The following is a 25,461-nucleotide window of genomic DNA, read 5'->3' as shown; positions in this document are numbered from 1 at the left end:
TGGGCAGATGCCGGTGAAGCCGTGCGCGTCGACTTTCGCGGAGAGCACTACCAGACCGAAGCCAGCGATAGCGGCGACTGGTCCATCACCCTGGAAAACCTGCCGCAGGGCGGCCCCTACAGCATGACCATCCGGGGAGAAAACACCATTGCCCTGGACGACATACTGGTGGGCGATGTGTGGCTGTGTTCCGGACAATCCAATATGGAGTACCCGGTCAGCCGCATTGCCTTTCACTACGCGGAAGAATTCGCACAGGTGGACAACCCCCTGATCCGCCAGTTCAAGGTGCCACAGGGGTACGATTTCAAAGCCCCGCAAGCGGATATATCCGCGGGCGCCTGGCTGCCCGCCACCGCGAACAATATTCAGGACTTTAGTGCGGTGGGCTATTTCTTTGCCGCGCAGATTCAGCGCGACGAGCAGGTACCCATCGGGCTGATCAACAGCAGCCTCGGCGGGTCACCGGCGGAAGCCTGGTTGAGTGAAGCCGCGCTGAAACGATTTCCAACTCACCTGGAAGAAAAACACCGCTTTGCCAGTGACGAACTGATCGAGGATATCCAGCGCGCGGACAGCACTCGTATCGATCAGTGGTACGCGATGGCCGCTAGCAAAGACACAGGCTGGAAAGAGGACAAACCGCTCTGGCACGGCGCAGACCTGGCAACGGAGGACTGGCACTCCATGCCCGTCCCCGGCTACTGGGCAGACAATGCAGAAATGGACGGCGACGCCGAACCCCTGAACGGCGTGGTCTGGTTCCGCAAGGAAATCACCCTGCCGGAGTCTTTCGCGGCACAACCCGGGTTGCTGGAGCTGGGGCGCATCGTGGATGCCGACACCACTTACGTAAATGGCCACAAGGTCGGCAACACCACCTACCTGTACCCGCGCCGGCGTTACCAGGTGCCCGCCGGCCTGCTGCGGGCCGGGAAAAACACCATTGCGATCCGCATTGTCAATGAACGCGGCCGCGGCGGTTTTGTGCAGGACAAGCCCTACCGCCTCACCGTTAGCGGTGACACGGTGGACCTCAGTGGAGACTGGCAGTACCGGGTGGGCACAGCAATGCCGACGCTCGCTGGGCAGACCTTTGTGCGCTGGAAACCCGGCGGCCTGTACAACGCCATGCTGCACCCGCTGCACAATTACGCATTGAAGGGCGTGCTGTGGTATCAGGGGGAATCCAATGTGGGGCGGGCACAGGAATACCAGACCCTGTTCCCCGCACTGATCGAAGACTGGCGCAGCCACTGGAAGCGTGCCACCGGCAATGAACGCCTGCCGCTCCTGTTCGTGCAGCTGGCAAACTTCCTCGAGCCCAGTGAAGAACCGCAGGAAAGTGCCTGGGCGGAACTGCGCGAAGCCCAGGCCAGCGCGCTGCAACTTCCGGATACCGCGATGACAGTCGCGATCGATATCGGCGAATGGAACGACATCCACCCGCTGGACAAAAAGACCGTGGGGCAGCGGCTGGCTCTGGCGGCACGCAAGCAGGTATACGGCCGCGAGGATATTGTGGCCTCCGGCCCCCGCTTTGCAGCGGCCAGTTTCGACAACAACCGCGTGCTACTTTCTTTTGCCCACACCAACGGCGGCCTGCATGCAGGAGTCCCGGCGGATCCGGCCAGCAAGGGTAAAAACAAAGACACGAAAGGTTCGCAGTCCCTGCAGGGGTTTGCCATTGCCGGTGACGACGGAAAATTTGTGCGCGCCCGAGCCGAAATCCACGGCGAACAGGTGACCGTGTGGAGTGAAACAATCCCGAGCCCCCGGGCAGTGCGCTACGCCTGGGCAGACAATCCGATCGATGCCAACCTGTATAACGGTGCCGGGCTACCCGCAGCGCCCTTTCGCACCCAGCAACCGAAGCCCGGTACAATTGTTCCGGCTAAAACGTCTCTCAAACAGTAACCAGATTTTTTTGCAGTAGAGGTAACGCATGCACAAGCGAAAATTGGGGAAAACCGGCATTAACGTGAGCGAAATCGGGCTCGGCTGCTGGCAGCTGGGTGGTGACTTCGGTCCGCTGGCCGATGACAGGGCCGGCGCAATTCTCGAGGCGGCCGCGGCAAGCGGTATTACCTTCTGGGACACTGCCGATGTCTACGGTGGCGGTATGAGCGAGCAGCGTATCGGCGACTTCACCCACAAGCCGGACGGCCTGATTGTGGCCACCAAGGTCGGCCGCGACGCCAGCCTGTACCCGGACGGCTACAGCCTTGACGGTGTGCGCGCGAGCCTCGCGGCATCCGCGCAGCGACTGGGGGTAAAAACCCTGGATCTGGCGCAGCTGCACTGCGTGCCGCCGGCGGTGTTGCAACAGGGTGACATTTTTTCCTGGATGGAAACCCTGAAAGCCGAGGGCCTGATCCACCACTGGGGCGCCAGCGTGGAAACCATCGACGAAGCGAATCTGTGCCTGCAGCAGCCCGGCCTCGCCACCCTGCAGATCATTTTCAATATTTTCCGACAGGACGCCGCGGAGGCGCTGCTGAACCGTGCAGCAGAAAACAATGTGGGGATTATCGTGCGTCTGCCACTGGCCTCCGGACTGCTGTCTGGAAAGTTCTCTGCGGATACCCGCTTCGATAGCAGCGATCACCGCAACTACAACCGCGACGGCGCCGCCTTTTCCGTGGGGGAAACCTTCGGCGGCATCCCCTTTGCCAAGGGCGTGGAATTGGTTGAAAACCTGCGTCGCATACTCGGTGTGCAGCAAGGCGATAGCGATATGGCGTCGCTGGCGCTGCGCTGGATTCTGGACCACCCGGCGGTGTCCACCGTCATCGTTGGCGCGTCCAGCCCGCAACAGGTTGCCGGCAACGCTGCAGCCTCCGAGCGGCCGGCGCTGGATTCAGCGCTGCACAAACAGCTTGCAGAATTCTATCGCGGCGAAGTGCGTTCACATATTCGCGGCGATATTTGACCTGAACCAAAACATCAGCAACCGCAGGGAGCAAACCAGTGGCCATGAAACAAACGATCGGGCAATTCGCTGTACTTTCTGCGTTGCTGACAAACCCGCTAGCCGCTTCGCCGGTTATCTCCGCGGTTCCGGCTCCGAAACTGCAGCAAAGCAGTGCTGCCGAAAATATACGCCTCAACCAGCTCGGGTTTCCGCCCGGGGCGAAGAAAATTGCCGTAATTCTCGCGGTGGACGATGCCACAGGTTTTTCCGTAGTCGACGCGCAGACGGGCAAACAGGTTTTCACTGGCAAACTACAGCGCGCCGATGAAAAGACCTGGTCGGGAAAGTCGAGCTGGATCGCGGAGTTTTCTCGTCTGTCCCGGCCCGGAAATTATTACCTGGAGGTCGCGGGTGCCGCTCGTTCGCACCCGTTTCGTATTCAGCAAGAGGTTTACCGGGATCTCGCGGCGGCGAGTCTGACGGCGTTTTACTTTCAGCGCGCCTCCAGCGCACTTGGCGAGGAGCACGCGGGCATCTGGGCGCGGGCGGCGGGGCACCCCGACAACCAGGTTCAGGTGCACGCTTCCGCCGCAACCGCTAGCCGCCCGACGGGCAGCCTGATCTCGGCATCCAAAGGGTGGTATGACGCCGGCGACTACAACAAGTATGTGGTCAACAGCGGCATCACCATGGGCACGCTGATGAGCGCGTTCGAGCGCTTTCCGCAATATTTTGTCGCGCAGGCGCTGGATATTCCCGAGGCCGGCAATGGGCTACCGGATATTCTCGACGAAGTGCAGTACAACCTGGAGTGGCTCGCGGCAATGCAGGACCCGGTGGACGGCGGTGTCTATCACAAGCTTACCACCGCCAGCTTTGAGGGCATGGTGGCAGCGGACCAGGCGCGGGCACAACGCTACGTTGTCCAGAAAACCACTGCCGCTACCCTCGACTTCGCCGCGGTGATGGCGCAGGCGGCGAGGGTGTACAGGCCATTTCAGCCGGCGCAGTCCAGCCAGTATTTGCGGGCGGCGCAGAGCGCCTGGCAGTGGGCACAAGAAAATCCCGATATCCGCTATCGCCAGTCAGAACTCAACAAACACTTCGACCCGGATATTGGCACCGGTACTTACGGCGACGAACTCCTCGATGACGAGCGCATCTGGGCAGCGGCGGAACTGTTGATCAGTACCGGGGATAGCCGCTTTGGCCAGGTATTGGAAAATACCGACAATCAATACCTGCTGCCTAGCTGGTCACAGGTAAAGTGGCTGGGTCTTTATTCTCTGCTGTTGCATAGAGATGCACTGCAGAGAGTGAACAGTGACTCCCTCGATGCGCTGGAACAACAGCTGTTGACCGCGGCCGCGCAACTGCGCACATCCAGTCATTCTTCACCCTACCGCGTCGCTATCGGCAGTGATCCCCACCTTTTTGTCTGGGGCAGCAATGCGGTGGCGGCCAACCAGGGTATTTTGTTTATCGAGGCCTACCGCTTGAGCGGCGACGCATCTTTTCTGCGCAGTGCCCAGGACACCCTCGATTACCTGCTGGGGCGCAACGCCACCGGCTACTCTTTCGTTACCGGTTTCGGTCACCACACGCCGCAACACCCCCACCATCGCCTCGCCGCCGCGCGCCCCGACCTGCCGCCACTGCCCGGCTTTCTCGTCGGCGGCCCCAACCCCGGACAACAGGACGACTGTGAATACCCGAGCGATGTGGCCGACGAATCCTATTCGGATACCCAGTGCAGCTATGCCAGCAATGAAATTGCCATCAACTGGAATGCGCCGCTGGCGTATCTGGCCAATGGCCTGAACGCGCTACAGGAAAATGCCCGTGATGTTGATTAACAAATTCAAACTCCTCACTCTGGGGGCACTGCTCGCCGTCCCACTGTGCAGCATTGCGCTCCCGACACTGGATACGGACTCCGACCAGTCCCGCCTGCGGGTGGACAAGGAACCCTTTCTGATCCTAGGCGGCGAGCTGGGCAACTCCACGGCTTCCAGTCTCGGTTATATGGAAGCCGTGTGGCCAAAGGCCAAGGCAATGCACCTCAACACTCTGCTGGTGCCGGTATACTGGGAGCTGGTGGAACCACAGGAAGGGCAGTTCGATTTTTCCCTGGTGCGCGACCTGATCGAGCGCGCCCGCAAGGAAGACCTGAAGCTGGTACTGCTGTGGTTCGGCAGCTGGAAAAACAGCATGTCCTGCTACGTACCCTCGTGGGTAAAGCGCGACAGCGAACGTTTCCCGCGGGCGCAGAGCGAGTCCGGTGAACCCCAGGAAATCCTCACCCCGTTCAGCCCGAGCAACCTGACGGCCGATCGGAATGCCTTTGGCGAGCTGCTGCGCTTTGTGAAAAAGATCGACGGACGCCACCACACGGTACTGATGGTGCAGGTGGAAAACGAAATCGGCATGCTGCCCAGTGCCCGCGATCACCACCCGCTGGCGGACGCCGCGTTCAATAGCCCGGTGCCCGATTCCCTGATGCAATACCTGGTGGAACACCGGGAAAAACTGGAACCGGAACTGCGCACAATGTGGCAGCGAAACGGCGGTCGCCGGCGCGGCAGCTGGGCGGAAATATTTGGTAGCGACAAGGCTGCCGAGGAAGTGTTTACCGCGTGGCATTTCGCGCGCTACGCGGATGCGGTGGCTGCCGCCGGCAAGGCGGAGTACGCGCTACCCATGTTCGTCAACGCGGCACTCAACCGCCCGGGCGTCGCCCCGGGTGACTACCCCAGCGGCGGCCCCCTGCCCCACCTGATGGATATCTGGAAGGCGGGCGCGCCGCATATCGATCTGCTGGTACCGGATTTATACAACCCGCGCTTCCAGTACTGGAATGACCGCTACACCCGCCAGGGCGATCCGCTGCTGATTCCGGAGATCCGTTTCGATGCCAACGTCGGCGCCAAGGCCCTGTACGCCTTCGGCCGCTACAACACCCTCGGCTTCTCGCCCTTTTCCATCGAAACCGGCGAGGGCGAAGCGCCGCGCAATCTGGGCCGCAGCTATCAACTGATCCGTCAAATCCGCGATGGCATTACCGCCTCCGACGCGCCCCGTACCGGAGTCTGGTTGAGCAAGGAAAACCCGGAAATGCAGTTCACCCTCGGCGGCTACCAGTTTACCGCCCGCCACGAACTGACCCTGGGCTGGTCAGCCGGCGCTGACGACGATACCTGGCCGGAAGCGGCCGCGACCATCATCCAGGTGGACGAAGAAGAGTTTGTGGTTGCCGGCACCGGCGTGGTGCTGACCTTTGCGCACCCGGAAGGACGCGCCGGTATCGACCGTATTTCCGAGGGCCGGTTTGAAAATGGCGACTGGGTGCCCGGGCGGCGCCTGAATGGCGACCAGAGTCACCAGGGCCGACACCTGCGCATCGCCAACGACAGCTGGGAAGTACAGCTACTCAAGCTTTATCGCTACTGAGCATCACAGGAGCCAGGCCAGATGAAAGCGTATTCGGTAAAAATTCTCGCGCCGTTGCTTGCGGCGCTGTGCAGTGTCGCCACAGCTGCCGACAGGGCTTCCGTTGTGGCCAGGTTCGACTGGTTCGAGTACCGCGGCGAGGATCCAACCTTTGCGCAGCCCATTGGCGACGACGAATACCGCAACCCCATTCTCGCCGGCTACTACCCCGACCCGAGTGTGGTCCAGGTAGGCAAAGAGTATTACCTGGTCAATTCCTCGTTTGCACATTTCCCGGGAATTCCGGTATTTCACAGTCGCGACCTGGTGAACTGGACCCAGATTGGCAATGTGATCGATCGCCCGCAGCAACTGGATTTCTCCGGCCTCGGTATTTCCCGCGGTATATTTGCCCCCGCCATTTCCTATCACGCAGGCACCTTTTACCTTGTCACTACCTGCGTGGATTGCGGCGGTAACTTTGTGGTCACCGCAAAAAATCCCGCGGGCCCTTGGTCCGACCCGGTGTGGCTGCCACAAATGGGCGGCATAGACCCGTCGCTGTTTTTTGACGACGACGGCCGCGCCTATATCGTCAATAACGATGCGCCTGAAGGCCAGCCGTTGTACGACGGCCACCGCGCTATCTGGGTGCAGGAATTCGATGCGAAAAACCTGCAACTGATCGGCCCGCGCAAACAGATCGTCAATGGCGGTGTCGACCTGGCGCAGCAACCGGTATGGATCGAGGGGCCGCACCTGCTGCGCAGGAATGGCCAGCTCTATCTGATTGCCGCCGAGGGCGGCACCAGTGTCAATCACTCGCAAGTGGTATTTAAAGGGGACTCGCCATTCGGTCCCTTTGCTCCCTGGGAGCAGAACCCGATTCTCACCCAGCGGCACCTGGACCCGGCGCGGGAAAATCCGGTGACCTCGGTGGGCCACGCGGATTTCGTGCAGGACGGCAGCGGCGACTGGTGGGCGATTTTCCTCGGCGTGCGTCCCTATGCGGACAACTACTACAACACCGGCCGCGAAACCTTTCTGCTGCCGGTGCGCTGGCAGGACAGCTGGCCGGTCATTACCCGGGGCGACGACCGGGTTCCCTATGTTGCCGAGCGCCCTGCGCTGCCGCGGCAAGCGGAACCGCCGCTGCCACTCAGCGGCAACTTTACCCGACGGGAAGAATTCGACCAGCCGCAACTGCCGCAGCACTGGCTGCAACTGCGCAGCCCCGGCACCAAGCCCTGGTACAACCTCGAGCGCGCCCCGGGCAGCCTGCAACTCACCGCCGCGGACGTCGCGCTCGGTGACACCGGCAACCCGGCGTTTCTCGGCCGCCGCCAGCAGCACCTTGCCGCCAGCGCCAGCACCCGGCTGCATTTCGCACCACAGGTGCCAGGTGCCCGCGCCGGCATGGCCGTGTTCCAGAACAGCGAGCACTTCTACTTCTTTGGGGTGGTGCACGGGGCGGCGGGCAAGGCGGAGCTGCAGGTGCGCCGACGGGACGGCACGCCCGACCCGCAGGGTGACGTCATCGCCCGCCGCAGTCTGGATAGCGCCAACGACACCCCGCTCGACCTGCAGCTGCGGATCCGCGCCCGCGACGGGGCCTACGATTTCCACTTCCGCGAGGACGGCAAACCCTGGCAACCACTACTGCTGGACGCGGACGGCCGCATTCTCAGCACCGAGCACGCCGGGGGCTTTGTCGGCACCCTGATCGGCGTTCACGCCTACGGCAAGCCCTGAACAGGTCCTCCCCCCATGGGGAGGACGCCCGGGAGGCGGCGGCAGGGCACACTATGGTTGTACAATTGTGCCAATAGTATTCTGACAGCCCGCAGAACCGGTCCGAGCCATGCTTCTAGCCTCCAAGTACAGCCTTCCCGACTGCCCCGAACACACCCTGCAGCGTCCGCGTCTGCTGTCGCTGCTGGAACAGAGCACCAGTGACCAGCTGTTGCTGGTGACCGCCCCCGCCGGCTACGGCAAGACCACCCTGGTGGCCTCCTGGGCGTCAGAACAGGACAACCCCGTGGCCTGGGTGTCACTGGATAGTGGTGACAACGAACCCGGCCAGTTCTGCCGCTATCTGGTGGAGAGTGTGCACCGGGCCACCGGCAACGGCGTCCCGGAAACCCGCAAGATGCTCGCGGCCCAGCAGATGCCGGATCCCGCGCTGGTGATCAGCCAGCTGCTGGCTGAACTGCGCCAGTTGCCCAGTGAGCTGCGCATCGTCCTCGACGACTACCACCAGATCGACAACCCGGAAATCCACGACGCCACCCGCTTCCTGCTGCGCCACGCGCCCGCAGGCATCGGCGTGGTCATCACCAGCCGCAGCCAGCCACCACTGGGACTCGGCGCACTGCGACTGCAGGGTCGCTTGCTCGAACTCAGTAGCGAGGACCTCGCCCTCACCACCGAGGAGACCACCCAGCTGCTCGCCCGCCGCCTGCCATTCACCCTCGGCAGCGACCGCGTGGCCCAACTGCACCAGCTCTCGGAAGGCTGGCCGCCGGCGATCCAGATGTTTGCGCTGTCGGTACGCAACCGCGAGGAAGTGGACCGCTACCTGGGCGAACTGGAGCAGGGCCACGGCCATATCCTCGATTACCTGGCGGAAGAAGTGCTGGAGCGCCTGGACCCGGATCTGCGCCAGCTGCTGGCGCGCACTTCCATCCTCACCCGGGTGAACGGCCTGCTGGCGGAGCGCCTCAGCGGCCAGAGCAGCGGCCAGCAACAACTGGAACTGGCCGCCAGCCGCGGCCTGTTCCTGCAGGCCCAGGACTCCAGCCGCCAGTGGTTCCGCTTCCACCCGGTATTCGCGCGCTTCCTGCAGCGCCAGCTCGGCGACGGCGACGAACTGACCAAACTGCACCAGACCGCCAGCGACACCTGGCAGGAACTCGGGCAACCACTGGAGGCCCTGCGTCACGCCCTGGCGGCGGAAGACCGCGAGCGGGTGCGCAGACTGCTCGACGAACAGGGGGAGCAGTTCCTGCGCGAAGGGCAGTTCCGGGTGCTCAACGACAGCCTCAGCTGGCTCGGCGAAGACCAGCTCAAGCGCCACGCCCCGTTTACCCTGCTGGCGGCGCGCCTCGCTCGCGACAGCTTTGATTACGAACGCTGCAACAAGCTGCTGGCGACCGCCGAAAGCTGGCTGCAGCGGGAATCCCCCGAGCACTGGCAGGCGTACGAAGGCGCCTTCGCCGCCATGCGCGCACAGGTTTCCGTGGCCAAGGGGCAGATTCTCAAGGCCAAGGAGTACGCCACCGAGGCCCTGGAGCTGCTGTCGCCAGACAGCGACAGCGAGCGCATCGCCGCACAGCTGGTAATCGGCGAAACCAGCTTCTGCCTGGGCGAGCTGGATCAGGCCATGCTCAATATGGAAGCGGTCGAACAGGCCACCCTCGCACGCCAGGATATCCCCAGCGCTGCCTGGGCCCAGTGCCAGCAGACCGAAATTGCCTTTGCCAAGGGATTGCTGAAGAAAGCCGCCGCACTGCAGGCCCGCGCCCAGCGCCTGGTGGAAGACCACCACCTGGTGGGCCTCCCTATCTCCGAATTCATCTACCGTCTGAAAGGACAGCTGCAGTGGGAGGCCTGCGACCTGGATGGCGCCGCGGAATCCGCGCGCCGCGGTATGCAGATCAACCGCAAGATGGGCGAGCGCTGGCTGCTGCCGGAATACACCCTGTTGCTGAAAGTCGCGCTGGCGCGCGGCGACAAGGACGAGAGCCTGGAGTGGCTGGAGCGTGTCGACCAGTTGCTGGCGGGAGAAAGCTACCATCGCGACTGGGTGGCCAACGCCGACTCCGCGCGCATGCGCGTATGGCGGGCACTGGAAAACTTCGAGGCCATTGCCACCTGGCAGGAACAGGCGGAGCCGGTGGCCGACCGCCCCAGCAACCACTTCGAGCAGTGCCACGGCCGCAACCACGTGCGCGCGCTGATCTCACTGCACCGCTGGTCCGATGCCAACCGCCTGTTCAGCCGCCTGCAACAGTTGGCGGAAGAGTGCGGCCTGGTCACCGACCAGCTGCGCAACCTGGTGCTCGCCGCCCACCTGGCGTGGCTGCGTGAGCGCCGCGAACAGGCACTGCATCATATCAAGGCAGCACTCGCCATCATGCTCGAGAGCGACCTCACCGCCAGCTTCCTGCAGGTGGGCAAACCGCTGATCGTGATATTGAAGGCCGCGCTGGAAGAGACCGGGGAACTGGCCCTGGACGAGGCCCGCGCGGAAAAGGCCCAGCAGCTGATCAAACTGGCGCAGCAGCAGCCGGAACTGGGGGGCGGCATCCGCATTGAACTGGATGAGACCATCGTGCGCGAGATTCTCGCCAGCGATGCGGTGCCCGACTTCCTGCGCCACTCCCCGCTGACCCCGCGGGAGTGGCAAGTGCTGAATGCCATTCACTCCGGCCTGTCCAACGAGCGCATCGCCCGCCACTTCAAGGTGGCGCCGAGCACCATCAAGACCCATATCCGCAGCCTGTACCAGAAGCTGGATGTAAAGGATCGCCAGCAGGCGATTGCGCTGGCGGAGCAGCTGCTGCGCTCGGTGCAGGACAAGCCCTGATACAGCAAAGCCGGTTTTAATAACCGGCTTTCAGGGATTTCTGAATTTCCGGAGCTTCAGTTGGCTCCGGCGGATAGATATTGGTGGGCCATTTCAGGGGGGCAAATTCTTTGCAGAGCTGCATGTTGCCGACTTCGGCTTGTATCTGGTCGACTTTGGCCTGGGTTTCCGGGCCAAGTTCCAGCGTGATGCTGTTGAAAATTTTGTCCTGAAGCTCCTGGAGTGGACCTGTGTCGAAGGCCACATCGCCCTTCTCGTCCCAGCTGTAAAATTCCTGAGCGAAGCAGACCTCTACAAAGTACTTTTCGGTGATTGGGAAGACAAACAACCAATCAGGAAGTGCAAGATCGCCAACATCCTCACCTCGCCTATAGATCTTAAAGCTAGCGCTCGGAACAGGAAGATGTGTGTGACTTTGCCAGTCAATGGGGCCGTAATAACGAGGAATATGGGCCATATCATCTTCCCAGTTCTTGTGGCCGTAACGATCATTCAGGTAACGTACTAATACTGCCTCAAATGCTTTCGGGTTAAAAAAGGAAATTTTATCAAAAGCAAAATCTTCAAAGCGACCTATCACTGACATACTCAGGCTTAGCTCGCCTTTGCAGCCAGTCATCCACGGCCCATAAAAGGCCCACATTCTACCCAGCAACCCAATACTGCCCCAGCAGTCATTTGCCATGGTGCGAAGAGGATAATGAGACAAATCATTATCTATCAGAACATCTTGCCCGTAAGGGATACTTTCACCGCGAACCGCTGAATGCCGAGGACGATGACGAGGCAACTTAAGCTGGATATAGCTTCCACCTAATTTTATGTGCTCCTGAGGCGCTAACCTGAAGCCAGGCCCTTCGGGAGTGCAATATTCATTTCGAGCTCGCAATTCAACTGGAGGATACTTCAAAAAATTTCGCATACCTCACCCTTTAAAATTTAAAGCGACGACGCATATCCTGCGCCACACTCTGGCCAACCGAGTAGACCACACCAGAACCACCAATCACCGTCGCAATACCGCCCATAATCACGCCAGCTGATCCTCCAGTTAATGCGGCAGCCACTCCAATAGGAGTGGAAACTGCAACAGCCCCTTTAAACCAGTTGCTTGCATGATGCCCTCTGTTATACGGGTCCTTTCTGTTTCGAATGCGCACGCCCGCCACAGAAAACTGACTGAGAGCTCCGGAAACACTATAGCCTGTGTTAGCAAATCTTTCGTTTAAAGTTAAATCCAGCGTGTGAGCTAATTTAAGCGCTCTCGCTGGTGAAGTCCGTGGTTTGTGAAAATAAACCGTATGACCTTTCAGCGACACCCCTTTGTCGACCAGTATCTGCATCGCCTGAGTTAACACCGCAGACCCACCAAAGTCCGCCACCCAGCACACATTCTGTATACTGCGCGCTCGCTCCATACTCGACGCAAGATGTACCGCCGAGCCACGGCTATCGTTTATGGTCAGAGCGTTGTATTGGACCAGTCCTCCCAAGCGATTGGGGCCTGGAGTGAAGTGTAAATCAAAGCCCCCGTTACGAACGCCAGACTTGTTATTACCTAAAAAATCCCATACTGCTTCAAGGCTTTTTCTCGCGGCATCCCCGGCAGATGCACATTTTGCATCTGCAATGCTTACCACGCGATCACTATCCCCTAAAATTGCACCATCTTTCACATACTCAAGATCCCAACTACCCTCGACCCTTCCTTTTGAGGTCCTATAAAGTCCCATTCGTTTGAAGTCGCTTCCGTTCTTGACCACTTCATAATAGTTTTCATCCATCACCAGCTCAGTAATGCAAAACTGGTCATTGATCCAACGCACTACCGTCGCCTTCAAACCGGGCAGAAACACATAGTACTTCTCGCTACCGCAGCCACGCTGATGCTCACCAGGCCGCACATACACGTTATTTTTACCGAGCATGCCGGTGGTCAACGCATTCAACTCTTTTACCGCAATCCGCGCCCAGTGGTGGTTGCGGTTGGCGGCCTGTAGCAAGCGGTCGTAGACCGGCTTCAGCTCGGGCGTGCAGCTGATGCGCTTTCCGGCGCGCTGTCCGGCGATCAATGGATAGGACTGGGGCGAGTTTTGCGGAGAGGTTTTTACAGCCGTTTGCGGGGTACTCATGCGATTCCTTGCGTTTTTTCAGATCCATCTGTGAAGGAACCTGGAATCCTAAAGAGCGCTAAAATGTGCTTCAAGGATTATTGCGAGCACGTCAGTACCACCTGTACGGGCAGATCCGGGACGCCTGCCATCCCCGCGCCTCCACCCGGTGGCCGCCAGACAAGACTGTGAACAGCTGGTCACCACCCATACGTAAAGCCGCGTCTCCTGCCCCTCCCCCCCTTCCGGGGAGGAGGCAAGGCACCACCGGCGCCGCCATACTGACCCTAACCTAATAAGTATCCAAACGGACTCAAGGCATGAGCGGTAATCCCATCAGCACCAACAACGGGGAGTGGTGGCGCAACAGCGTTATCTACCAGATTTACCCCCGCAGTTTCTGCGACGCCAACGGCGACGGCATCGGCGACCTGCAGGGTATCTGCCAGAAGCTGGATTACGTCAAATCCCTGGGCGTGGATGCCATCTGGATCTCGCCATTCTTCAAGTCCCCCATGGCCGACTTTGGCTATGATGTATCCGATTATCGCGATGTGGACCCGATCTTCGGCAACCTTGCGGATTTCGACCGGGTAATCCAGGGCGCACACGAACGCGGTCTCAAGGTCATCATCGACCAGATCCTGAGCCACACCTCCGACCAGCACCCCTGGTTCGAGGAGAGCCGCCAGAACCGCGACAATCCCAAGTCCGACTGGTATGTGTGGGCCGACGCCAAGGAAGACGGCTCGGCGCCCAACAACTGGATGTCCAACTTCGGCGGCAGCGCCTGGCGCTGGTGCACCCGCCGCCGCCAGTACTACCTGACCAACTTCCTCAAGGAGCAGCCGGACCTCAACCTGCACAACCCGCAAGTCCAGGAGCAGCTGCTGGCCGATCTCAAATTCTGGCTCGACCGCGGCGTCGACGGTTTCCGCCTGGACGCGATCAACCACGCGTTCCACAACCGCTCCCTGCAGGACAACCCGGCGCGCCCGGTGAAGCTGGACAAGAACGGCCTGCCGCCGGTAAACAGCTACGAGTACCAGTGGCACATCTACGACAAGTCGCAGCCGGAAAACCTGGAGTTCCTGCAGCGTGTGCGCGCCCTGCTGGAGCAGTACCCGGACAGTGTGACCGTGGGCGAAGTGGGCGACGACAACACCCACAAGATCATGGCCGACTACACCACCGAAAACCGCCTGCATATGGCCTACTCCTTCGACCTGCTGGCGGAGGACTGCAGCGCGCAGTTCCTGCGCGACACTCTGGCGAAGAACCGCCGCGTAATCGAGGAAGGCTGGCCCTGCTGGTCCATCTCCAACCACGATGTACCGCGTTCGTTCAGCCGCTGGAACAAAGGGTTTGACAGCGAAACCGCCATGGCTCGCGCGCCGCTGTTCCTGCTGATGCAGCTGATGCTGCGCGGCAGCGTGTGCCTGTACCAGGGCGAGGAGCTGGGCCTGCCGGAAGCGGATGTGGCGTTCGAGGATCTGCAGGACCCCTACGGCATCAACCTGTGGCCGGAGTTCAAGGGCCGCGATGGCTGCCGCACCCCCATGCCGTGGTTCAACGGCGGCGAGATCAATGCCGGCTTCTCCAAGGTAAAACCCTGGCTGCCGGTGGCAGAGGAGCACTACCACCTGGCGGTTTCCCTGCAGGAAGACGATCAGCACTCCATGCTGAGCCGCTTCCGCGCCCTGCTGGGCTGGCACAAGGCCCAGGCCCCGGCACTGGCCACCGCCGCACAGGAAATTATCGACACCGGCAACGAGCTGCTGGTATTTGAGCGCACCAGCGCGGCGGGCAGCTATTTTGTTGCCCTGAACCTGGGCCACGAAGCCGCCAGTTACGCCCTGCCGGAAAAATTTGTCGGCAGCGAAGACATCACGCCGGCAGACTTTGCGGGCAGTGTGCAGGGTGCGGAACTGGCGCTGCCGGTGGCCGGCGCGCGGGTGCTCTACCGCAAATAACACAGGCAGGTTTTAAAAAAATTCGATAAGGCCCGCGCCAGCAACCGCAGGTTGGCGCCGGGTTACTTTCTTAGTGGCAGGAATCAGTGCGAGCCGGCGCGCTCAAAAGGTTGCCTCTCAACAAGATCGTCACAATTTGTTGCTCTCTCGTCAAAGCACGCTTTCCAGACTTTCTGGACTGATACAGGCCGGCCCTCAAGCCGGCCTTTTTTTTGCCTCGTCCCCCGCCAGAATACCGACTGCCGCGCCCCGCACCATTCGCGCCAGCCATTCGCACCAGCGGCAATAACCCCCGGCCCCTTCATTCCATTTAAATGTAAAAGGCGCCAACACCCCGACCCTACCATGCCACTCACTTGCCAAAGCCATCGCTTCTGAGGGTGCCTGCGGCAGGCTCATCCCGCGACCAATCCGGGACACACCGGCGCGTCGCTTTGGGGAAATTCACAGGTCAGGTTTGTGCACATCCGGTGCAGGGGCTCGCTCGCCCCGAAATTACCACCGGGAAAATTGCAGCATCCACTGCGATCCCTGTGCACGCCAACCTGCAAGTGGCTCGCAAGAGCAGATGAGGTACGCATGCAACTTGGCAGATCCCAACATCGTTCTACCCTGGTGAAAAAAATTCTTGTCGGCGCCAGCCTGGTAGTGGCCGCAACGGCGGCTTTTGCTCCAGCGGCGCAGGCCGGTGATTATCCCTATCCCTACCAGCAACACAGATCCATGCACGATGGCAGCGCCTGGTGGCGCCGGGATGTGATTGGCGGTTCGCCACATATCATCATCGACCTCAGTGAGCAGCGCGCCTACTACTACAAGGGCGGTCAATTAGCCGGTATTTCCCCGGTTGCCACGGGGGTGGCCGGATATCGCACTCCCACCGGCAGCTTCCGCATTTCCGAAAAAGATATCGACCACCGCTCCAACCTGTTCGGCCACTATGTGGACCGCGCCGGCTATGTGCGCAAATCCAGTGTCGATGTACGCCGCGACCGCCGTCCCGCGGGCACCGTTTTCCGCGGCGCATCCATGGACTTTTTCATGCGGGTCAACGGTGCGGTGGGCATGCATGCCGGCAAGGTCACCGGCCGCCCTGAATCCCATGGCTGTATCCGCCTGCCCTGGCATATGGCGAAGATTTTTTACGAGAATACGCCGGTGGGTACCAAGGTCACCATCCGGCACTAAATTTTCGGGCGCAAGCTTTTCGGACCAAAACAAAAAGGGCGGCCACAGGACCGCCCTTTTTATTTGCGGGTATTTTTTTCAAGAAGCCGCATTGATAAACAGCAGCTCGCGCACGGTCTCCTTTTTGCTCCCCCCAAGTAGATCTTCCAGGGTATAGCGATCAAGGGTGGCAAAAAAACTTTCCATCGCCTCGGCAAAAATGGCTTTCAACTGGCAGGCCGGGGTGATCACGCACTGGTTGCCGCTGCCGAAACATTCCACCAGTTTGCTGTCCTGCTCGAACTGCCGCACCAGCTCCCCGATATTGATATTGCTCGGTTCCGTGTTCAGGCGGAGTCCGCCGTTCTTCCCGCGCACCGCCAGCAAGTATCCCCGGGCACTGAGGTCCTGCACGATTTTCATCAGGTGGTTTTTGGAAATATCGTAACTCTTGGCGATCTCGCCAATGGTGCAGAGTTCGCCATCGTTCGCCGCCAGATAAATCAGGATGCGCAGGGAGTAATCGGTATAACGGGTGATATGCATAACTATTCCTGACCCCCCGGTATCGACGGATCTGACTCGAGTGCACTGGCAGTCGGAAGACGCCAGATAAAAACCAGCAGCGTGCAAAACAGCAGCGCCGACAGCAACAACACCAGTGTATCGGTGCCGAGCGCCAGTAGCACCAGCCAGTTGACCAGCAGCAGTGCAGTGACCAGGCGTTTGCTGCCCAGCGGAATGCTCCGTTCCCGCTGCCAGCGCTGTATGGGTGGGCCGAAGCGCGGGTGACGCACAAGCCACTCCGCCAGCTCAGACTCGCCCCTGAGGCTCAGCCACAGGGCGCAAAGCAGGAAGGGCGTGGTCGGCAACAGCGGCAGCACCACCCCCAGGGCGGCGAGCAATACACAGCACCAGGCAAGGATCACGTACACCCGCCGGCGCCCCGGAGTCACACTCCGCACCGGGCAGCCACCCGGCGTCGCCTGTCCGGATGACGGGGCTTTCATCGTATTCACCATAGGCTCCCGGTACAGTTGCGCCTCAAACATGTATTTATTTTACATCTTTAAAAACCAGGCGTACACTTGCCGAAAAAGATGCAAATAAAATACATCTTTATGACCGAGCACCACCTCCTTTAACCATCCACCGCCCTGCGCGGCCCGCAAGGAGAACCCATGGATCTTCTGGATATCCCCATCGCAACACTCGCCCGGGAACTGCCCGGTGCCGCTGCACTGTTCGACCGCTACGACCTGCAATACTGCTGCGACGGTAACAAGACACTGCAGGACGTATTCGCCGAGCACCCGCTCGACCGGGAGCAGTTACTCGATGAACTGCACACGCTCATCGCCCAGCCGGTGGTCAAAAGCGAGCAAGACTGGCGCGAGGCCAGCGACAGCGAACTGGTCGAGCACCTGCTGCAGCGCTACCACCAGGTCCACCGCCGGCAACTGGCGGACCTGATCCACCTCGCCCAGAAAGTGGAAAACACCCACGGCGACCACCCCGCCTGCCCGCAGGGCCTCGCCGATCACCTGCGCACCATGGCCGCAGAGCTGGAGCAGCACATGCAGAAAGAAGAAATGATCCTGTTCCCGATGCTGTGCCGCGGACAGGGTGACATGGCGGGCGGCCCCATCCGGGTGATGCTGGGCGAGCACGACGACCACGCCGCCGCGATTGAGCAGATCGACGCGCTCACCGGTGGCATCACCCTGCCGGACAGCGCCTGCAACAGCTGGCGCGGACTTTATACGGGGCTGCAGGCGTTCACACGCGACCTGCAAAAACACATTCAACTGGAAAACGACATTCTGTTTGCGCGCCACCTGGCCGCATAAGTTCACGCGAATTTACAACGAGGAAAGGGGAACCATGAACAAGTACTACAGGCTCTGGTGGGCGCTGATTGCCGTGCTGGGGGTCACTTTTGGGATATTGGGATACTTCGGCAAGGAGGTGTACCGGGTAGCACCGCCGATTCCGGACAAGGTGGTGGCAGAGGACGGCACCCTGCTGATGACCCGCGACAGCATCCTCGACGGGCAGACCGCGTGGCAGTCCGTGGGCGGCATGCAACTGGGCTCGATCTGGGGCCACGGCGCCTACCAGGCACCGGACTGGACCGCGGACTGGCTGCACCGGGAACTGGTGGCGTGGCTGGAGCTGGCGGCACAGGACGACTACGGCAAGCCCTACGGCGAGCTGGAGGCGGCGCAGCAGAACGCGCTGCAATACCAGCTCAAGCAGGCCTACCGCAGCAACAGCTACGACGCTGCCCGCGATACCCTGGTGCTGAGCGAGCGCCGGGTGCAGGCCATCGGGGCCACCGCCGCTTACTACCACCAGCTGTTCGGCAACGCACCGGAGCTGCAGCAGACCCGCCGCAGTTACGCGATGAAGGAAGACACCCTGCCGAGTGCCGAGCGCCGCGACCGCCTCAGCGAGTTTTTCTTCTGGACCGCCTGGGCCGCCGCCACCGAGCGCGAGCCCGGCGCGGCCACCTACACCAACAACTGGCCCCACGAACCGCTGATCGGCAATCGTCCCACCGCGGAAAACGTGGTCTGGTCCATCGTCAGTGTGGTACTGCTGATCGCCGGTATCGGCGGCCTGGTGTGGGCCTGGTCGTTTATGCGCAGCGAGGATGCAAAGGAACCGACGCCACCGCGCCAGGACCCGCTCACCACCATTGCCCTCACCCCTTCGCAGAAGGCCCTGGGCAAGTACCTGTTCATTGTTATTGCACTGTTCGTGTTCCAGGTGTTTCTGGGCGGTTTCACCGCGCACTACACGGTGGAAGGGCAGGCGTTCTACGGCATCGAAACCTCCAAGTGGTTCCCCTATAGCCTGGTGCGCACCTGGCACATCCAGTCCGCGCTGTTCTGGATCGCCACCGGCTTCCTCGCCGCGGGCCTGTTCCTGGCGCCGATCATCAACGGCGGCAGGGACCCGAAATTCCAGAAGCTGGGTGTGGATATCCTGTTCTGGGCACTGGTGACCGTGGTGGCCGGCTCGTTTATCGGCAACTACCTGGCCATCGCCCAGGTGATGCCGGCGGAGTGGAATTTCTGGCTCGGCCACCAGGGCTATGAATACGTCGACCTCGGCCGCCTGTGGCAGATCGGCAAGTTCACCGGCATCGCCTTCTGGCTGGTGCTGATGCTGCGCGGCATCGTGCCGGCCCTGCGCCAGCCCGGCGACAAGCACCTGCTGGTACTGCTCACCGCGTCGGTGGCAGCCATCGGCCTGTTCTATGGTGCCGGTTTCTTCTACGGCGAGCGCACTCATATTTCCATCATGGAATACTGGCGCTGGTGGATCGTGCACCTGTGGGTGGAGGGCTTCTTCGAGGTATTCGCCACCGCGGCCCTGGCGTTCATCTTCTGCACTATGGGGCTGGTGTCCAAGCGCATGGCCACCATCGCCTCACTCGCTTCCGCCTCACTGTTCATGCTCGGCGGCGTGCCGGGCACCTTCCACCACCTGTATTTCTCTGGCACTACCACTCCGGTGATGGCGGTGGGTGCGACCTTCAGCGCGCTGGAAGTGGTGCCGCTGATTGTCCTCGGCCACGAGGCCTGGGAGCACTATCGCCTGCAGCATCGTGCGGAGTGGATGCAGAAAATCAAATGGCCGCTGATGTTCTTTGTCGCCGTGGCCTTCTGGAACATGCTCGGCGCCGGCGTACTGGGCTTCTCCATCAACCCGCCGATTTCGCTCTATTACGTGCAGGGCCTGAACACCACCGCCACCCACGCACACGGCGCGCTGTTCGGGGTCTACGGTTTCCTCGCCCTGGGTTTCACCCTGCTGGTACTGCGCTACATCCGTCCGCAGCTGGTATTCAGTGAAAGACTGATGAAAACCGCCTTCTGGTGGCTGAATGGCGGCCTGGCACTGATGCTGTTCACCAGCCTGCTGCCGGTGGGCATCATCCAGTTTGTCGCCAGTGCCTCGGAGGGACTGTGGTATGCCCGCAGCGAAAGCTTCATGCAGGGCGACCTACTGCAGACCCTGCGCTGGGTGCGCACCTTCGGCGATGTGGTATTTATTATCGGTGCCCTCGCGGTGGGCTGGCAGGTGGTAAAGGGACTGTTTAACATCGGAATGCAGCCGCCGCTGCTCACCGACAGCGCGCAGCCGGCCAACAACACCTGACACGGGACGGGCTTTTCACAACCTTCGCAGCGCCCTCACACAAGGGTGCTGCCACTCACAGGACTTGCTGCACCGAAAGATTTTCGGTGCAGCTTTTTTTATTTATGCCCCCGGTGTTTTCACAAAGTAGTCGTGCGCGGCGCGATTGACCCTGCCCGACAAACGCAGTGTGGAAACCATGGTGGGAATTGCCATCACCGCGTACATGCCGATGATCAGGTTGTTGACGATATTCAGCGATGCCACCGCGCCGAACACGATCAGCAACATATACAGCGCGGTATAAATCCACTGGTAGCGGGTGCCAAACAGGAACACGAAACACTTGATGCCGTAATACCAGAAAGTGACGATGGTACTGAACGCCAGCGGCACTACCATTACCAGCAGCAGTAGCGGGCCCCAGCCGCCGAACACGTGACTGAACGCATCCGCAGTGAGGGAAACCCCTTCGATACCTTCGCCCCCCTGCCACACACCGGTCAGCAAAATCACCAGCGCGGTACAGGTACAGATAATCAGGGTATCCACAATCGGCCCCACCATGGCCACCACACCCTCGCGCACCGGCTCGTGGGTTTTCGCCGCGCCGTGGGCAAGGGACTCGGTGCCGATACCCGCTTCATTGGAAAAGGCCCCGCGGCTGATACCGGTGGTAATTACCGCACCCAGTGCGCCGCCGGCCACCGCCTGGCCGGTAAAGGCGTCGGTAAAAATCAGTGCAAATGCGGACGGAATTTCCTGCCAGAAGTAACCGATGACCAGCAGTGTCAACGCCAGGTAAAACACCACCATCGCCGGCACGATACGCACCGCAAAGCGGCCGATACGCTGGATGCGCCCGGCAATGACCGCCAGTGCCGCAAGCGCCAGTGCCACCCCCAGGCCGAACTCGAATGACAGGGCGTTATCCGCGGAAACCCAGCCCAGGGGTTCCGCGAAAGATACCCGCAGCAACTGCACCGTCTGGTTGGACTGGAACGACGGCAGCAGGCCACACAGCCCGGCAATGGCAAATAGATAGGCCAGCGGTTGCCAGCGCTTGCCCAGGCCCTCGCGAATCACGTACATGGGCCCGCCCTGGATTTCACCGCTGTTGTCGCGGCCACGGTACATCACCGACAGGGTGGCGGTATAGAACTTGGTGGCAACCCCTACCAGAGCGGTCACCCACATCCAGAAAATCGCCCCGGGCCCGCCGGCGCTGATGGCAATCGCCACCCCGGCGATATTGCCGAGCCCGAGGGTGCCCGACAGCGCGGTGGAAAGTGCCTGTCGGTGCGGCACCTGGCCGGGATCGTTGGGGTCGTCGTACTTGCCCCGCAGTAGGTCGATACTGTGGCCGAGGTGGCGGTAGGGGCGGCCGCGGGAACTGATCAGCAGAAACAGGCCCCCGCCCACCAGCAGCACCAGCAGCGGTGTGCCCCAAGCGTAGGCGACAAAGGTATTCAGTGCGGAATCGAGAGATTCGAGAAATGACATGGAATTGATGGGGAATCCGGAATGATTAAACCGGCCATGGTCGCGCAACGGGCAGAAAATCTCAAACTGCAGTGGATGTAGCGCCTATACCACCGCCACTTCCACTGGTGACTGCCGGGAAGACAAGCGACTCTCAATCAGCGCCAGCGCCTCCGACTGCATCGCCGCGGACGCGCTGCTGGCTCCGGCGGCGTCACCGCGCTCGATGGCATCGTACAGGTGCTTGTGATTGGCATAGCTGGCGGTTTCCACCCCCTTGATGCGGTTGGTATAGCGAATACTGACCCGCAAGGCGGTTTCGATAAAGCTGCCCAGCTGTATATAGAAGGGGTTGTTGGTGGCGTTGAGAATATTGATATGAAAGGCGATATCCGCCTCCACCGGGTCGCCCAGCCCCTCTTCCGCCACCTTCATCCGCTGCAGCGCGTCGCTGATTGCCGCGATGCCCTCCCGGTCCTGCTCCGCCGCCGCCAGCGCTGCCGCCTCTTTCTCGATCGCGGTGCGCAGCTGCATGAATTCCCGCAGCATTTCCAGGGTCGGACTGGCACGCAGTATCCAGCCCAGTACATCCGGGTCGAACAGGTTCCAGCGCGCGCGCACCTGAACGCGAATACCCTGGCGAGGCCGCGATGTGATCAGCCCCTTGGCGGTCAGCATCTTGATTGCCTCGCGGGTGGCGCTGCGGCTGATACCGTATTCCTCACACAGGCTCGCCTCGGACGGCAGCCCGTCGCCGGGTTGATAGCGTCCACTGGCGATGGACTCACCCAGGGTGTGCACCAGTTGCTGGGTCAGGTTGCGTCCACTGTGCTCTCTATCCACGGTTCGGCCTCTTGTTCTCTGCTGAGATAAATATGTCAAACATCCCCCCTCGCGCCAAGCGTGGCGGATTGTTCCCTCCCGGCAAATAGCCCGCAGAATTCGCCGCCAGCCATTTGTCAGATAATTGATATAAATATTGTAAACGATTACACCCGGTGATACCTTAATTTTCGCACCCGGCAAAAAGACCGGAGAAGCTCAGAAAAACAACAAAAGAAAATTCAGGCAGCGACCTGAAGCGGAGCCCAAGCGCGGGCGCCAAACGTCACAAGTAGTAATAACAACAAACAAATACGCAGTGACACAGCGATGAACAGAGAAGTCTCCCGCCGCCAACCGGTGGGTACAACCTGCAACCGGATTGCCACCGCGCTGGCCCTGTGGCTCGCCAGCGGGATGACTGCGGCCTCGGAAAACCCGGTGCCACTGGAAATTTGGTTCGACCAGCCCGCTCGCAGCTGGGAAACAGAAAGCCTCCCCATCGGCAACGGCGCCCTCGGCGCTACGGTCCAGGGCGGTGTTACCCGCGACACCCTGCAATTCAACGAAAAGACCCTGTGGACCGGCGGCCCGGGCTCGAAGGAAAACACTACCGGCCAATATGACTTTGGTCTGCCGCGGGAATCCCGCACCGCCGCTCTGGCACAGGTGCGCGGCGAACTGGCAAAAAAAGGGGCACTTCCACCGCAAGATGTGGCCGACGTGCTTGGCCACAAGATCACCGGTTACGGCAACTACCAGAGCTTCGGCAATCTGGTGCTGGAATTCCCGGACGCGGGTGCGGTGCATGACTATCGCCGCAGCCTGGACCTGCGCAGCGGCGTCGCCTCGGTGACCTATTCCTCTGGCGATGTGCACTACACCCGCGAATACCTGGCCAGCTATCCCGATGAAATCATCGCCGTGCACCTGTCCTCCAACCGCCCCGGCAGTATTCACTTCAGCGCGCGGCTCGCGATCCCGGACAATCGCACCGCACACACGCATGCGGGAAATCAGCGCATTACCGTCAGCGGCCGGCTCGACGACAACGGCCTTGGCTATGAAGCCCAGTTACAGCTGGTAACCGAGGGCGGAAGGGTCCAAACCGAACGCGATGGCACCCTCACTGTTTCTGGCGCCGACAGCGCCACCCTGCTACTGGCAGCGGGCACCGAATACGCGGCAGAGTACCCGCAGTACCGCGGCAACAATCCCCACAGGATGGTGCAGGCACGTATGGACCGGGTCAGCCGCAAACTGCGCAGTGGCGGCTACCCGGTCCTGCGCAACAGCCATATCGCCGACTACGCCGAACTCTTTTCCCGCGTCCGGCTGGATTTACACACGCCCGCAGTTGCCGCACCGCCCATTAATCAGTGGCTGGAAAGTTACGGCACCGGCAACCGTACTGCTGACCGCGCCCTGGAGCAGCTGTATTTCCAGTACGGCCGCTACCTGTTGATCAGCAGCTCCCGCGCCGGTTCACTGCCGGCCAACCTGCAGGGGGTGTGGAATAACTCCGCCACCCCGCCATGGAATGCCGACTACCACGCCAATATCAACCTGCAGATGAATTACTGGCCGGCGGAAGTCACCAACCTCGCGGAAACCACGGCCCCCCTGTTTGACTTTATCGACAACCTGCAGGCACCCGGCGCGCTCGCCGCAGAAAAGCTGCTCGGGGCACGGGGTTGGACCCTGTTCCTGAACACCAATGTGTGGGGCTTTAGCGGCGTGATCGACTGGCCCACCGCCTTCTGGCAACCGGAGGCCGGCGCCTGGCTCGCAGACCACTATTACGAGCATTACCGCTTTAACCGCGACCAGCGCTTCCTGCGTGAGCGCGCCTACCCGGTAATGAAAGCCGCAGCGCAACTGTGGCTCGACAGCCTGATCGAAGATCCGCGGGACGGCAAACTGGTGGTATCACCGAGCTACTCCCCGGAACACGGCAACTTCACCATCGGCGCCGCCATGTCCCAGCAACTGGTGCACGAACTCCTCAGCAGTACCCGCGATGCCGCCAGCCTGCTCGGCGACACCGCCTTTGCCAGTGAACTCAATATCGCCCTGGAAAACCTCGATCCGGGGCTGCGTATCGGTAAATGGGGCCAGTTACAGGAATGGAAACAGGATCTGGACGATCCGGAAAACCAGCATCGCCATGTCTCCCACCTCTACGCACTGTTCCCCGGCGAAAAAATCAGTGCGAACACCCCGGAACTGCTGGAAGCCGCACGCAACTCCCTGAATGCCCGCGGCGATGCCGGCACCGGCTGGAGCCGCGCCTGGAAAATCGCCCTGTGGGCAAACCTCAACAACGGCGATCGCGCCCACAAGATCCTCGCCGCGCAACTGAAAGACAGCACCCTGCCCAACCTGTGGAGTAGCCACCCACCATTCCAGATTGACGGAAATTTTGGTGCGACCGCGGGCATGGCGGAAATGCTGCTGCAATCAAAAAACGGCCGGATTCAGTTGCTGCCAGCGCTACCGCAGTCCTGGCCCGACGGACGTGTCACCGGCCTGCGCGCACGGGGTAATGTCACCGTCGATATGCACTGGCAAGAGCGGCAATTGCAACAAGCACGGCTGTATACCGGCAGCGATGGGGAAATTCAGCTGCAACTGCCGGAAAACGCCGACTTTGTCCTGCGCGAAGCCGGCAGTAAAAAAATTCTCGCCATGGACGGCAGGGGCACCAGCAAAGCCTTCACCGCCCGGGCCGGAAAAAGCTATCTGCTCACCCGGTTTGAGCCGCAGAGCTCTCCGGTGTCGGGCGAATAGCAATAACAGAGGTATTCAAAGTCTTAGCGGTAAAAA

The 25,461-nt window shown here is 60.9% G+C and carries 17 protein-coding genes; 11 read left to right on the top strand and 6 right to left on the bottom strand.

What is annotated here, in order from left to right; translation table 11 throughout:
* The 6 genes from QZ511_RS04405 to malT all read left to right on the top strand — a co-directional run.
* A partial coding sequence (locus QZ511_RS04405; RefSeq protein WP_295799522.1) for a sialate O-acetylesterase occupies nt 1-1,917 on the top strand: 1,917 nt, incomplete at its 5' end.
* Between the two features lie 28 nt (nt 1,918-1,945).
* On the top strand, nt 1,946-2,932 hold the full coding sequence (locus QZ511_RS04400; protein WP_295799519.1) for an aldo/keto reductase: 987 nt from the start codon (nt 1,946-1,948) through the stop codon (nt 2,930-2,932).
* Nucleotides 2,933-2,976: 44 nt separating this feature from the next.
* Nucleotides 2,977-4,770, top strand: a complete 1,794-nt coding sequence (locus QZ511_RS04395; protein ID WP_295799516.1) for a glycoside hydrolase family 9 protein — start codon at nt 2,977-2,979, stop codon at nt 4,768-4,770.
* Nucleotides 4,760-6,364: a DUF5597 domain-containing protein gene (locus tag QZ511_RS04390; RefSeq protein ID WP_295799514.1), complete on the top strand. Its 1,605-nt coding sequence runs from the start codon at nt 4,760-4,762 to the stop codon at nt 6,362-6,364. Before QZ511_RS04395 ends, QZ511_RS04390 begins: the two co-directional genes overlap by 11 nt.
* A gap of 21 nt (nt 6,365-6,385) precedes the next feature.
* Nucleotides 6,386-8,095 (top strand): glycoside hydrolase family 43 protein, encoded by a 1,710-nt coding sequence (locus QZ511_RS04385; protein WP_295799512.1) that lies wholly within the window; start codon nt 6,386-6,388, stop codon nt 8,093-8,095.
* Between the two features lie 109 nt (nt 8,096-8,204).
* On the top strand, nt 8,205-10,931 hold the full coding sequence (malT, locus tag QZ511_RS04380) for an HTH-type transcriptional regulator MalT (protein ID WP_295799509.1): 2,727 nt from the start codon (nt 8,205-8,207) through the stop codon (nt 10,929-10,931).
* 16 nt (nt 10,932-10,947) lie between these two features.
* Here the strand turns inward: malT and QZ511_RS04375 are convergent, their stop codons facing one another.
* Nucleotides 10,948-11,853: a hypothetical protein gene (locus tag QZ511_RS04375; protein ID WP_295799506.1), complete on the bottom strand. Its 906-nt coding sequence runs from the start codon at nt 11,851-11,853 to the stop codon at nt 10,948-10,950.
* Between the two features lie 10 nt (nt 11,854-11,863).
* Nucleotides 11,864-13,063 carry a hypothetical protein gene (locus tag QZ511_RS04370; protein WP_295799503.1) on the bottom strand — a complete coding sequence of 400 codons (1,200 nt, stop codon included), beginning with the start codon at nt 13,061-13,063 and terminating at the stop codon, nt 11,864-11,866.
* A 299-nt stretch (nt 13,064-13,362) separates the two neighbouring features.
* On the opposite strand from QZ511_RS04370, the gene QZ511_RS04365 reads away from it, so the two are divergent.
* Complete coding sequence (locus tag QZ511_RS04365; RefSeq protein ID WP_295799500.1) at nt 13,363-15,015, top strand: alpha-amylase family glycosyl hydrolase; 1,653 nt, start codon at nt 13,363-13,365, stop codon at nt 15,013-15,015.
* Nucleotides 15,016-15,594: 579 nt separating this feature from the next.
* Nucleotides 15,595-16,203 (top strand): L,D-transpeptidase family protein, encoded by a 609-nt coding sequence (locus QZ511_RS04360; RefSeq protein WP_295799498.1) that lies wholly within the window; start codon nt 15,595-15,597, stop codon nt 16,201-16,203.
* 78 nt (nt 16,204-16,281) lie between these two features.
* On the opposite strand, the gene QZ511_RS04355 is transcribed toward QZ511_RS04360, so the two are convergent.
* The gene (locus QZ511_RS04355; protein WP_295799495.1) at nt 16,282-16,728 is read right to left on the bottom strand and encodes an Rrf2 family transcriptional regulator; all 447 of its coding nucleotides are present in this window, start codon (nt 16,726-16,728) and stop codon (nt 16,282-16,284) included.
* Nucleotides 16,729-16,730: 2 nt separating this feature from the next.
* On the bottom strand, nt 16,731-17,192 hold the full coding sequence (locus tag QZ511_RS04350; protein ID WP_295799492.1) for a YbaN family protein: 462 nt from the start codon (nt 17,190-17,192) through the stop codon (nt 16,731-16,733).
* A 171-nt stretch (nt 17,193-17,363) separates the two neighbouring features.
* On the opposite strand from QZ511_RS04350, the gene ytfE reads away from it, so the two are divergent.
* Together ytfE and QZ511_RS04340 are read left to right on the top strand one after the other, a co-directional pair.
* On the top strand, nt 17,364-18,032 hold the full coding sequence (gene ytfE / locus QZ511_RS04345; RefSeq protein ID WP_295799488.1) for an iron-sulfur cluster repair protein YtfE: 669 nt from the start codon (nt 17,364-17,366) through the stop codon (nt 18,030-18,032).
* A 34-nt stretch (nt 18,033-18,066) separates the two neighbouring features.
* Nucleotides 18,067-20,352 carry a nitric-oxide reductase large subunit gene (locus QZ511_RS04340; protein WP_295799485.1) on the top strand — a complete coding sequence of 762 codons (2,286 nt, stop codon included), beginning with the start codon at nt 18,067-18,069 and terminating at the stop codon, nt 20,350-20,352.
* Between the two features lie 102 nt (nt 20,353-20,454).
* On the opposite strand, the gene QZ511_RS04335 is transcribed toward QZ511_RS04340, so the two are convergent.
* Together QZ511_RS04335 and QZ511_RS04330 are read right to left on the bottom strand one after the other, a co-directional pair.
* A complete protein-coding gene (locus QZ511_RS04335) occupies nt 20,455-21,834 on the bottom strand; it encodes a sodium:alanine symporter family protein (protein ID WP_295799481.1) in 1,380 nt (459 codons plus the stop codon).
* Nucleotides 21,835-21,918: 84 nt separating this feature from the next.
* Nucleotides 21,919-22,656, bottom strand: a complete 738-nt coding sequence (locus QZ511_RS04330; protein WP_295799478.1) for a FadR/GntR family transcriptional regulator — start codon at nt 22,654-22,656, stop codon at nt 21,919-21,921.
* 309 nt (nt 22,657-22,965) lie between these two features.
* Between QZ511_RS04330 and QZ511_RS04325 the strand changes: the two genes are divergently transcribed.
* A complete protein-coding gene (locus tag QZ511_RS04325; RefSeq protein ID WP_295799475.1) occupies nt 22,966-25,425 on the top strand; it encodes a glycoside hydrolase family 95 protein in 2,460 nt (819 codons plus the stop codon).
* The last annotated feature ends 36 nt before the right edge of the window (nt 25,426-25,461 follow it).

It is taken from the genome of uncultured Microbulbifer sp. (assembly GCF_913055755.1).
Taxonomy (GTDB): domain Bacteria; phylum Pseudomonadota; class Gammaproteobacteria; order Pseudomonadales; family Cellvibrionaceae; genus Microbulbifer.
This window is presented reverse-complemented; position numbering and strand designations above follow the sequence as displayed.

What these genes read in the sequence shown, in the direction of transcription:
- QZ511_RS04400 (WP_295799519.1), top strand. Translation starts at nt 1,946, where the DNA reads ATGCACAAGCGAAAATTGGGGAAAACCGGCATTAACGTGAGCGAAATC.
- QZ511_RS04395 (WP_295799516.1), top strand. Translation starts at nt 2,977, where the DNA reads ATGAAACAAACGATCGGGCAATTCGCTGTACTTTCTGCGTTGCTGACA.
- QZ511_RS04390 (WP_295799514.1), top strand. Translation starts at nt 4,760, where the DNA reads ATGTTGATTAACAAATTCAAACTCCTCACTCTGGGGGCACTGCTCGCC.
- QZ511_RS04385 (WP_295799512.1), top strand. Translation starts at nt 6,386, where the DNA reads ATGAAAGCGTATTCGGTAAAAATTCTCGCGCCGTTGCTTGCGGCGCTG.
- malT (WP_295799509.1), top strand. Translation starts at nt 8,205, where the DNA reads ATGCTTCTAGCCTCCAAGTACAGCCTTCCCGACTGCCCCGAACACACC.
- QZ511_RS04375 (WP_295799506.1), bottom strand. Translation starts at nt 11,853, where the DNA reads ATGCGAAATTTTTTGAAGTATCCTCCAGTTGAATTGCGAGCTCGAAAT.
- QZ511_RS04370 (WP_295799503.1), bottom strand. Translation starts at nt 13,063, where the DNA reads ATGAGTACCCCGCAAACGGCTGTAAAAACCTCTCCGCAAAACTCGCCC.
- QZ511_RS04365 (WP_295799500.1), top strand. Translation starts at nt 13,363, where the DNA reads ATGAGCGGTAATCCCATCAGCACCAACAACGGGGAGTGGTGGCGCAAC.
- QZ511_RS04360 (WP_295799498.1), top strand. Translation starts at nt 15,595, where the DNA reads ATGCAACTTGGCAGATCCCAACATCGTTCTACCCTGGTGAAAAAAATT.
- QZ511_RS04355 (WP_295799495.1), bottom strand. Translation starts at nt 16,728, where the DNA reads ATGCATATCACCCGTTATACCGATTACTCCCTGCGCATCCTGATTTAT.
- QZ511_RS04350 (WP_295799492.1), bottom strand. Translation starts at nt 17,192, where the DNA reads ATGAAAGCCCCGTCATCCGGACAGGCGACGCCGGGTGGCTGCCCGGTG.
- ytfE (WP_295799488.1), top strand. Translation starts at nt 17,364, where the DNA reads ATGGATCTTCTGGATATCCCCATCGCAACACTCGCCCGGGAACTGCCC.
- QZ511_RS04340 (WP_295799485.1), top strand. Translation starts at nt 18,067, where the DNA reads ATGAACAAGTACTACAGGCTCTGGTGGGCGCTGATTGCCGTGCTGGGG.
- QZ511_RS04335 (WP_295799481.1), bottom strand. Translation starts at nt 21,834, where the DNA reads ATGTCATTTCTCGAATCTCTCGATTCCGCACTGAATACCTTTGTCGCC.
- QZ511_RS04325 (WP_295799475.1), top strand. Translation starts at nt 22,966, where the DNA reads ATGAACAGAGAAGTCTCCCGCCGCCAACCGGTGGGTACAACCTGCAAC.